Source organism: Intestinibacter sp. (assembly GCF_034113885.1).
Classification (GTDB): Bacteria; Bacillota; Clostridia; order Peptostreptococcales; family Peptostreptococcaceae; genus Intestinibacter.
Window position 1 is genome coordinate 1 of sequence record NZ_JAXEWM010000245.1, and the last position, 2,217, is coordinate 2,217.

At 28.1% G+C, this 2,217-nt stretch carries 4 protein-coding genes; all 4 read left to right on the forward strand.

Features of this window, described 5'->3' with window-relative positions; genetic code table 11:
* On the forward strand, nt 1–249 hold a 249-nt coding region (locus SPD90_RS14480; RefSeq protein ID WP_320925702.1), incomplete at its 5' end, for a hypothetical protein.
* Between the two features lie 5 nt (nt 250–254).
* Complete coding sequence (locus SPD90_RS14485) at nt 255–701, forward strand: GNAT family N-acetyltransferase (protein ID WP_320925703.1); 447 nt, start codon at nt 255–257, stop codon at nt 699–701.
* 160 nt (nt 702–861) lie between these two features.
* The gene (locus tag SPD90_RS14490; protein WP_320925704.1) at nt 862–1,680 is read left to right on the forward strand and encodes a hypothetical protein; all 819 of its coding nucleotides are present in this window, start codon (nt 862–864) and stop codon (nt 1,678–1,680) included.
* Between the two features lie 464 nt (nt 1,681–2,144).
* On the forward strand, nt 2,145–2,217 hold a 73-nt coding region (locus SPD90_RS14495), incomplete at its 3' end, for a DUF1697 domain-containing protein (RefSeq protein ID WP_320925705.1).

The following is a 2,217-nucleotide window of genomic DNA, read 5'->3' on the forward strand; positions in this document are numbered from 1 at the left end:
TATTGCATGACAATAGTTGAAATTGAATATTACAAGGGAGACATTTTGTTATATGGAAGAAAAATAGATGAATCTGAGTTAAAATCACAAATAAGGGAAATCGAAGCTTGTTATGATAGAGATGTAGATAATTTTATAGAATTATTTTGCATAAGGTTTGGTTGGATGATTTTTGAAACTGAAGATATACCAGATTTTATTTATGATAGAGATATTGGAAAATTATACTACAAAAGAATTGGGTGGTGAACATCATGGAAATTAAACTTGGTAATGTGTGTGATATTGATAATTGGATGGATCTTGTAGGCAAAGTAAAAGCAAACTTTCCTGGACTTGAAACAAAAGAAGCATTAGATGAACACAGAGAAATAGTTTTATCTTTTATGAGAAAGGATTCTGCTATATGTGCAAAAATTGATGGTAAGATTATTGGTACACTTTTGTTTTCAAAAGATAATAATGAACTTTGCTTTTTAGCTGTTGATACTGAATATCGTAGGCAGTATATTGCGGAAAAAATGGTGTCTTATATGCTCACATTTATGGATTCTGAAAGCGATATTGTTGTAACTACATATCGTGAAGGAGTACTAGAAGGAATCGCAGCAAGAGCTTTTTATAAAAAATTAGGTTTTGTAGAAGGAAAATTAACTGAAGAGTTTGGAAGCCCAGTTCAAGAATTTATCTTAAAACGATAAATTTAAATTTACAATTGTAATATAATTAGAAAGAATAATATATACAAATTTCGTATAAATATAGATATATATTGATATTTAAATAAAATAATATATAATTTATAGTATAGGCTGTAGTGAGTGTGCCGACAGTGAAAAATATATAAGAGGGGGATATATTATGAAGTTATTAAAAAAAATTAGTGCAGTAGCACTAGCAGCTGCTATAGCTGTAGGTAGTGTATTTGTGGCAAATCCAAAAGAATCCTATGCTGCTACATCATGTAAGAAAGTTCTTAAACGAAATGTGACTTATAAGTACGACATAGATGGAGATGGAGATTTAGATACTATAAAGGTTTACAGATCTAGTGGAGATTTAAAGCTAAAGGTCAATAGCTGTGTTAAAACGTTGATTTACGATTATGATCCTGATTATCACTTTGAATTTACAACAAAAATATATGATTTTAATAAAAATGATAAGAGTAAAGAGATAGTTTTTGAATGGGTTGGTCCTAGTGATGGACAAATAAGATTACTTAAATTTAGAAATAGTACATGTAAAGTAAATAGAACTTTCCAAGGAAATATCGGTGGTAGATTAAAAAGCTACGACCCTAATACAGGTATAGTAACTTTTGTTGAAACTTCTTATGGAATATATTCAAAGTTTGAGAACGCTATTGGTTCTTTTCAATGTTATCCAAAGGTAAAAGTAAATGGATATACTGTAACTAATCAAACAACAGCAAATACAAGTTCACTTGTAAGAAAAAATAAATATATAGCAGCAAAAACATTAACTGCTTACACATCAACAAGTGGAACTAAAAAAGCGTTTACAATAAGTAAAGGAAGTCCAGCGTATGTTTATGCATTATATCAAAATGGAAGTACTAGATATGTGAAGGTCAAAAATAAATACGGCAAGTATGGCTATGTAAAAGCAGGTTCAACATTATTATTTAAAAGAAGCTCTTGTTTATGGTTGCAATAGATAATAATATATATTTTGTGACGCGCCAAATGTTTGTATAAGGAAAAAGATTTAAAATAATATAAATAGATTTATAAGAAGATTTTTAAAAAGTAGTCGATTCATTATGAGTTGGCTACTTTTTTTGCAAAAGATGCAGTACAAATAGCGATTATAAAATTATTTGAGAATTATAGCAAACTGCCTTGTAATTAATTGTTAGGCTATATCTGTAATAATAATGTAACTTGTTATTTCTAAACAGCACTATCTATAATTAACATATAAAACTATTTTGAAAAATTAGGAGTTAGAGTTATGCAGGGGATGAAAACAATTATAAGTACAGTATTATTGTAAATGACATTTTATAACACATAGGAAATTATATTCATTGTTAAGGTTTCGATGTGTGGCTGTGATATACCTAAATGTGTTTATTTAAAGAATAAAATATTTTATAGTTATGGAGGCGAAATTGTTATATGAAAAGATATATTGCCTTGTTAAGGGGAATAAATATAAGTGGAAAAAATAAGATAGCCATGTCTGAATTAA

Bases quoted from the DNA above. Each gene is read 5' to 3' on its own strand.
- SPD90_RS14485 (WP_320925703.1), top strand. From the start codon at position 255: ATGGAAATTAAACTTGGTAATGTGTGTGATATTGATAATTGGATGGAT.
- SPD90_RS14490 (WP_320925704.1), top strand. From the start codon at position 862: ATGAAGTTATTAAAAAAAATTAGTGCAGTAGCACTAGCAGCTGCTATA.